This window comes from Flavobacterium shii (assembly GCF_025847235.1).
GTDB classification, from domain to species: Bacteria; Bacteroidota; Bacteroidia; order Flavobacteriales; family Flavobacteriaceae; genus Flavobacterium; species Flavobacterium shii.
The window spans coordinates 1-7920 of sequence record NZ_JAOZEW010000046.1; the positions used below are offsets into that span (position 1 = coordinate 1).

Below are 7920 nucleotides of genomic sequence, written 5' to 3' on the forward strand. Positions count from 1 at the left end.
ACTATATCTTTTTATTTTTAAAGAAAAATTAAAAAGGATATCATTCCTATCCCTAACGCAATCTTGGAGTAAATTGAAAATTTTGGATTCTTAAGATATTAAGAAATCTTCTTTCAACGCAAAGATATCGCGGATTTGCAATCCGTGAACGCAATCTACTTCCTTCAAAAATATTGTTTCAATATTTGAATGTGCACAGATTGAAAATCTGCGTTATCTTTGAGCATATCCGAGTAATCAGATAAAACACTCATTTTAAAGTATGTAAATAATTGGAAGTAGTACTGTAAGTAAGATAATTTATACGTAATGTTGTAAATAAAAGAAGTAATAACTTACAATAAATCTTGTTTATTATGTTTAGAAATTTTGATAGCTTTAATGACATTAAGAAAGATGATGATCTTGGGCAATATTCTTCGCGTGAGTCCTATAACAGGGATTTATTACGATTGGTCGATTTCTACGGGCGAACTCCATTTGATTGGTACAGAAATAAAAAAACTGGAGAACTAATTTGGCTTGACGGAACTGCAAAAATTGACCACTATTCAAATTTAGGACATACCTGGGGGAAAACTTTTGGTAATGGCAACAGAATATTATTGGATGGAGACACCAAACTAATAACTTATAACGGAGATATTCTCCATAATTTTAAGAAAAAGAAATCATCCTTTTTTAGTGGAGGATTTGCATTTTCTGATGGAGGAAACTATCAAGACCCGAGTTCATTACGCATAGGTGGAAGAGATGTTACATGGATTGATTTTGGAGGTGCATTTGAAGCTCTTATTGTTATATTGGGATTTGAAGTAAAAGGCAGCACTTCCAGAGGAAAAGGAACTAATGGGGGAAAACCAACAAAGGAAAACAAAGCAGACGATTTTATGAATGCAACCGATCATGGTGCGAATACAATAAAAGCTGGAAAATCTGTAAATGAAGAAGTAGATAAAAAACGCACAAAAACAAGCCAGACAGATATGGTTCAAACGGTTAGTGACCCTAAAAATCCAAATAAAAATGTACAGGTGAGAAGAGATATCTTGGAAGCACAACAAAAAAAGAAATAATGAAAAAGAAATATATAATAGCAGTATTCCTTATGATACTTGGTTTGACATTCTTGTTTTTTTATTTTAAAGAAGAAAAAGTATATACTTTAAAAGAATATAGTCCATCAGGAAAATTATTAGCAATGAGTGAATATGTAATTAGAAATAAGGATACTGTTTTTCACGGAAAATTTATAAGTTATAATGAAAAAGGAATTAAAATCAACGAAGGTCAATTTATTGATAATGAACCGCATGGGAATTGTTTCTATTATTATGATAATGGTAAATTAGAATCAGTTTTTTATCGAAAAAACAGTAAAATTAATCTGGAATGTACTTATTATGATCAGAGTGGCTTAGTAAAGAAGTACATTATATGCGATAGTCTTGGAAGAACTGCCTTTATAATTAAGTTTGATGACAAAGTAGTGAAAATGTATGATGGTTATGCAATTTGGCCAGTAGGCCAGCATAAAGTAGTGAATAAAAAACTGGGGGAAATAAAAAAAGGAGATGATTTAAAAGTTGGCGACACTATAAGATATAACTACTTAGTAGCTAATATACCCTACGCTAAAAGAACTTTTAAAATAGAAACAGTAGGTATCGATAACTCAAAAGCAAAAAGAATTATTAAAAATAAATTACCCGCAGAAATTATTGTTGAGGAAATTTTAACCCATAAGGGACTCAATCGTATCAAAGCAATAACCCAATACACATTTAATGATAAAGTTACACGAGTAAAAAATGATACTGTTTCTTTTGATGTGAATGTAAATTAATCTAAAAGACCGAGGTTTTTAAGACAGACCTAACAGGTTTTATAGACCTGTTAGGTCTAATCCATAATTTTTAATGTTCCCCATACCCAATATCATCCATTTTACCACTAAAAACGCGGTATTGAATAATAAAATAAACAATCACCAAAGCCAAAGCGATAAAAAACCAACTCATTCCTGCTGCTAATCCGTATTCATGTGCTGCAGTATTATAAATCGTCAATGAAGGATTTACATTATTCGTTGATGGTAAAACATTCGGGAAAATTGAAACTGCCGTTGAGGCAAAACCTCCCACAAGAAACAATGTTGAGAATACAAATCCCGAACCGTCTTTTTTATACGTGCGTACTTTGAACAATCCTATAATCCCAATAAAAGTAATCAGTGGAAATATCCACAATATAGGATTATCAATAAAATTGTGAAATGGTTTCGGCTCAATAAAATGCCATATTTGCAAGGATATAAATACCAAAATAAGCAATACGATATTGAGTTTAAAAACTACATTTTTAAGTTTTTCGTTTAATGAAGAATTGGTTTTAAAAATAATCCAGTTCGCACCATGAATCGTCAAAGCTACTACACTCACGATCCCCAGAAACAAAGTAAACCAATCGATAATTCCTAATTCATTGGCTTGTGGACTAAACGTTGGATTCCACAAAGGCAAAAAGAAAAAATGAGCTTCCTGTGTAGAAACGCCATTTACAACCATTCCTAAATTTACACCACGAACAATATTCCCTAAAGCTATCCCGAAGAATAAAGCCAATAGCAAACTCGCAATTCCAAATGCTTTATCCCAAACTACTTCCCACATTGGGTGATGAATTTGTCCGCGCATTTCTAATCCGATTGCTCTAAAGATAAGCAACCACAAAATCATAATCAATGGTAAATAAAAACCACTAAAAGAAGATGCATATAAAATCGGAAAAGCAAAAAATAAAACTCCTCCAGCCGCAATAATCCATACTTCATTGGCATCCCAAAATGGACCAATCGCACTGGTTATCGCTTTTTTATCTTTCTCTGTTTTTGCAAAAAATAAATGAATAATTCCTGCACCAAAATCATAGCCATCCAATACAATGTAAACAGCCAAAATTCCCATTAAAACTACGTACCAAAAAAATTCCATAATTATATTTTTTCTGTGTGAGGTCCTTTATTGATGATTTTTCCAACCAATAGCAAAAACAACATGCCCAATAAAAGATACAATCCTATAAATCCTAGTAATGTAAATAGTGTATTCCCTGAGGAAACCGTTGGCGAAGCACCTTCGGCAGTGCGTAATAAATTATAAACCAACCACGGCTGACGCCCTAATTCGGCAGTGTACCATCCTGTAGTATTGGCGATATATGGAAATGGAAGCATAAAAAGCAGCGACCATAAAATCCATTTGGTTTCAAATAGTTTTTTTCGGCAAAGCTGGAAAACAGCAAAAGCCATCAATCCTATAAAAATAGTTCCGAGACCAACCATAATATGATAGGCGTAATACAATCCTGAAATATTAGTTGGATGAACACTTTCATCAAACTGATCCAGTCCTTTTATCTCTTCATGCCAGCTTCCGTAAGTTAGGAAACTCAAGATATTAGGAACGGCTATTTTATTGTCTAGTTTTTTATCTTTCACGTCAGGCTGACCGATAAGAACAATCTCAGATCCTTTTTTCTCAGTATGAAATATTCCTTCCATCGCTGCAAAAGTCACAGGTTGGTATTTTACCACGTTTTTGGCCAGTAAATCACCCGTAGGAACTGCTACAATTACACACGAAATTAATCCGAAGATAACACCTGTTTTAACGAATAGTTTTCCGTAAGTGATATTCTTTTTACTCAAAATATAAAAAGCTCCGATCCCTGCAACAACAAATGAACTTGTTACCATAGATGCTGCCTGATTGTGTAAGTACGATGGCCATAACCAAGGATTAAGGAACAAAGCTTGAAAATTGGTTAATACAAATCTTCCGTTTTCGAGAATCTCAAATCCCACAGGGTTTTGCATCCATGAATGTGTGGCAATAATTAAAAATCCGCTTGCCCAGGAGCCAATACATATTAATAATCCGGTGACAAAATGCCATTTATGTCCAAGTATTTTTTCTCCAAATAAAAATATTCCAAGAAATGATGATTCCAAGAAAAAAGAAAACATTCCTTCCATGGCAAGGGTCTGCCCGATAATTCCCCCGGTTAATTCTGAAAATTTAGCCCAATTGGTTCCAAACTGAAACTCCATCGGAATTCCTGTAACGACACCCATTGCAAAATTCAAAGCGAAGATTCTCATCCAAAAATGAGTCGCATGATTGTATTCTTCGTTTTTTGTTCGGAGGTATTTCCATTTAAAATATACAATGATCAATGAAAGTCCCATTGTAAGTTGCGGAAAGAGGTAGTGAAAAGTTATTGTAAACGCAAACTGCATTCGGTCATAAAAAAGCATTTCTTCCATACTAGCGTATATTATTTTATTATGAGGTCTCGCAAATTTACCTATTAAAACTAACATAAACTATCTATAAAAAGACTTTATCACCCCATGATTGTTAAAAATTTTGATTAGTTCAAAGGCATTAAACAGTTATTTTTTTTAAAATCATTTAAGTATTGTAAATCTATTTAAGTGTTGTATAAATTAAACACCAGAACATATTTTCTTGTATAAGTCATATAGTGAATTGGTTATTTCAAAATATTCTAAAGAGTTTATCGTTTTAAATATATAAATCATATAAAATCATGTAAATCATATACTGATTAATCCCAACTTATTATTTACTTATAGAATCTTATCTGGTAAAATCGAAAACAAATTTTAACTCAAAAAAAAATCTGTAACATTAGTCACTTATTTTCCAAAAAAACAGAGTTACCTTTGTAAAACATTATTTTAAGATTACACAACAATGAAAATTGAACAAATTTATACTGGATGTTTAGCACAGGGCGCCTACTACATTACTTCAAATGGCGAAGCTGCGATTATAGATCCGCTTAGAGAAATACAACCTTACTTAGACCGTTTAGACCGCGATCAGGTAAAATTAAAATACATCTTTGAAACTCATTTTCATGCCGATTTCGTTTCGGGTCACGTTGATTTAAGCAAAGAAACTGGTGCTCCAATTGTTTATGGACCAAATGCCGAATGCGAATTTGATTGTGTTTCGGCAACCGACGGACAAGAATTTAAACTAGGAAACATCACTATAAAAGCGTTGCATACTCCTGGACATACTATGGAAAGCACCACTTATTTATTAATTGATGAAAGCGGGAAAGATTATGCCATTTTTTCTGGTGATACTTTATTCATTGGAGATGTTGGTCGTCCCGATTTAGCTCAAAAAGCAACTTCGATGACACAAGAACAATTGGCAGCGATATTATTTAATTCGTTACGAACAAAAATAATGACTCTCGCAGATGATGTTATCGTATATCCAGCGCATGGAGCAGGAAGTGCTTGTGGTAAAAACATGAGTAAAGAAACAGTATCGACAATTGGTAACCAAAAAGCAACCAATTATGCTTTACGTGCTAATATGACCGAAGCCGAATTTATTACTGAAGTTACCGATGGTTTATTACCTCCTCCTGCTTATTTTAGCATGAATGTGGCTATGAACAAAAATGGTTATGAAAGTTTCGAATCTGTTTTGGATAATGGAATGAAAGTAATAAAAGCAGAAGAATTTGAGGCTATAGTAGAAGAAACCGGAGCTTTGATTCTGGATACCAGAAATAGTAGCGACTTTAGCAAAGGATTTATTCCGCAATCGGTAAATATTGGAATCAATGGAGATTTTGCTCCATGGGTTGGTACTTTAATTGCCGATGTAAAACAACCTATTATATTGGTAACCGAAAAAGGATTAGAAGAAGAAACCGTAACGCGATTAAGTCGTGTAGGTTTTGATTCGATTATCGGACATCTTGAAGGTGGTTTTGACACTTGGAAAAATGCAGGTTATGAAATTGATACAGTAAACAGAATTACGGCTGACCAATTTTCAAGTGAATTTAAGGTTGAAGAAAATAAAGTAATCGACATTCGTAAAGAAACTGAATATAGTGCCGAACATATAGAAGATGCTTACAATAAACCATTGGCATATATTAATGACTGGGTAAAAGATATCGACCCAAAAGAACATTTTTATTTGCATTGCGCTGGTGGATACAGAAGTATGATTGCTGCATCGATATTACAAGCACGCGGATTTAGAAACTTTACCGAAGTTGAAGGTGGTTTTAATGCTATTACAAAAACTACAATTCCAAAATCTGATTTTATGTGTCAAAGTAAAGTTTTAAAGTAAATAAGTAACAAAGGCGCAGAGGTACAAAGAGACAAAGATTTTAGCCTTTGTATCTTTGCCACTCCAAACCTAAATAAAAAAGTAACAAAGACACAAAACGACAAAGATTTCAACCTTTGAACCTCTGAACCTTTGCCGCTTTGAACCTAAATAAAAAAGCAACAAATGAATTTACTAGAAATCATAAAAGAACCTTGGCCTTGGTACGTTTCGGGTCCACTAATAGGATTAACCGTGCCTATTTTATTAATTTTTGGCAACAAAGCATTTGGTATTAGTTCCTCTTTACGCCATATATGCGCCATGTGTATTCCTGCAAATATTCCATTCTTTAAGTACGATTGGAAAAAAGAAAGCTGGAATTTATTCTTTGTCTTCGGAATATTCTTAGGCGGAGTCATAGCAACTGTTTTCTTATCGAATCCGAATGCTATCGAAATAAACTCAAAACTTACTACCGAATTGGCAACTTATGGTATTACCGATAATTCGGGATTAATGCCAGTTCAGCTTTTTTCATGGGAAAGTTTATTAACCTTACGTGGATTTATAATGATTGTAGTAGGTGGTTTTCTTGTAGGTTTCGGAACGCGTTATGCGGGTGGATGTACAAGCGGACACGCAATCATGGGAATTTCTAATTTGCAATGGCCATCATTAATAGCAACGATTTGCTTTATGATTGGCGGATTTGTTATGGCAAACCTGATTCTTCCTTATATACTTTCACTTTAAATCCCTAAAAAATGAAAATTTCAAACTTAAAATATATGCTTGTCGGAATTGTATTCGGCATAGTATTCGTAAAAGCCGAAATCATTAGTTGGTACCGTATTCAGGAAATGTTCCGTTTACAATCATTCTTTATGTATGGCGTAATCGGAAGCGCAGTTGCAGTAGGAATGTTATCTGTTTTTTTGATAAAAAAATTCAAGCTAAAAACTATTCAGGGAGAAGAAATCAAGATTGAGCCTAAAACATTTAGTAAAGGTCAGATTTATGGCGGATTATTATTCGGATTTGGTTGGGCAATCACTGGAGCTTGCCCTGGTCCTCTTTTTGCGCAAATAGGAACTGGAGTAACTGTAATTGCAGTAACCTTAGTAAGTGCAATATTAGGAACTTGGGTTTATGGTTATTTTAAAGACAACTTGCCTCATTAAAAAAATCTTATCAGAAGTGTCATAAAATTTCATTTAACACATAGAAACATAGATCTTATCTATAAAAGAAGAATACAAAAGAAATGCATTTCTTTCACATAGCTAGACTCTGTGTTTTTAAAATTAGTAAAAAATAACAAATACTATTTTTCTACATATTAAAACTATAAACCCAACAGATTTTATCCCGAGGCTTCGGGACTGTTGGGTTTCTTTTTTATACTCCATCTTGGAATCTTTGACAAAGCTTAATCCCTAACTTTTGAAGCTGATCCGATTTAACCGCAAAGTGCACAAAGAAAAGAAACGCAAAGGCTCGCAAGGCTATTGATTAAACTTTGCGAACCTTTGTGTAATCCTTTGCCCCCTTTGTGGTAAATTCCTTTACCTATTCCCCATCCTGATTCTATTTAACCGCAAAGTACACAAAGAAAAAAAACGCAAAGGTTCGCAAAGCTATTGATTAAATTTTGCGAACCTTTGTGTAATCCTTTGCGCCCTCCTATGTTTGCATGGTTGAAAATCAATCTTTCAAAATATCTATATTTGGATATAATAAA

General features: G+C 33.5%; 7 protein-coding genes. 5 read left to right on the forward strand and 2 right to left on the reverse strand.

Annotation, left to right across the window (positions count from 1 at the left end; genetic code table 11):
• Positions 1 to 356: 356 nt before the first annotated feature.
• Positions 357 to 1076 carry a hypothetical protein gene (locus OIU83_RS23435; protein WP_264208695.1) on the forward strand — a complete coding sequence of 240 codons (720 nt, stop codon included), beginning with the start codon at positions 357 to 359 and terminating at the stop codon, positions 1074 to 1076.
• Positions 1076 to 1846, forward strand: a complete 771-nt coding sequence (locus OIU83_RS23440; protein ID WP_264208696.1) for a toxin-antitoxin system YwqK family antitoxin — start codon at positions 1076 to 1078, stop codon at positions 1844 to 1846. The genes OIU83_RS23435 and OIU83_RS23440 overlap by 1 nt, the downstream gene beginning before the upstream one ends.
• Positions 1847 to 1916: 70 nt before the next feature.
• Here OIU83_RS23440 and cydB read toward each other — a convergent pair whose 3' ends face one another.
• Together cydB and OIU83_RS23450 are read right to left on the reverse strand one after the other, a co-directional pair.
• Positions 1917 to 2993 (reverse strand): cytochrome d ubiquinol oxidase subunit II, encoded by a 1077-nt coding sequence (gene cydB, locus OIU83_RS23445; protein WP_264208697.1) that lies wholly within the window; start codon positions 2991 to 2993, stop codon positions 1917 to 1919.
• A gap of 2 nt (positions 2994 to 2995) precedes the next feature.
• Positions 2996 to 4327, reverse strand: a complete 1332-nt coding sequence (locus OIU83_RS23450) for a cytochrome ubiquinol oxidase subunit I (protein ID WP_264208701.1) — start codon at positions 4325 to 4327, stop codon at positions 2996 to 2998.
• A 454-nt stretch (positions 4328 to 4781) separates the two neighbouring features.
• Between OIU83_RS23450 and OIU83_RS23455 the strand changes: the two genes are divergently transcribed.
• The 3 genes from OIU83_RS23455 (at position 4782) to OIU83_RS23465 (ending at position 7360) form a co-directional block, all read left to right on the forward strand.
• Entirely contained in the window at positions 4782 to 6197 is a 1416-nt protein-coding gene (locus tag OIU83_RS23455; protein ID WP_264208698.1) for an MBL fold metallo-hydrolase, read from the forward strand.
• Positions 6198 to 6362: 165 nt separating this feature from the next.
• A complete protein-coding gene (locus OIU83_RS23460) occupies positions 6363 to 6932 on the forward strand; it encodes a YeeE/YedE family protein (RefSeq protein ID WP_264208699.1) in 570 nt (189 codons plus the stop codon).
• Positions 6933 to 6943: 11 nt separating this feature from the next.
• The gene (locus tag OIU83_RS23465) at positions 6944 to 7360 is read left to right on the forward strand and encodes a YeeE/YedE family protein (protein WP_264208700.1); all 417 of its coding nucleotides are present in this window, start codon (positions 6944 to 6946) and stop codon (positions 7358 to 7360) included.
• The last annotated feature ends 560 nt before the right edge of the window (positions 7361 to 7920 follow it).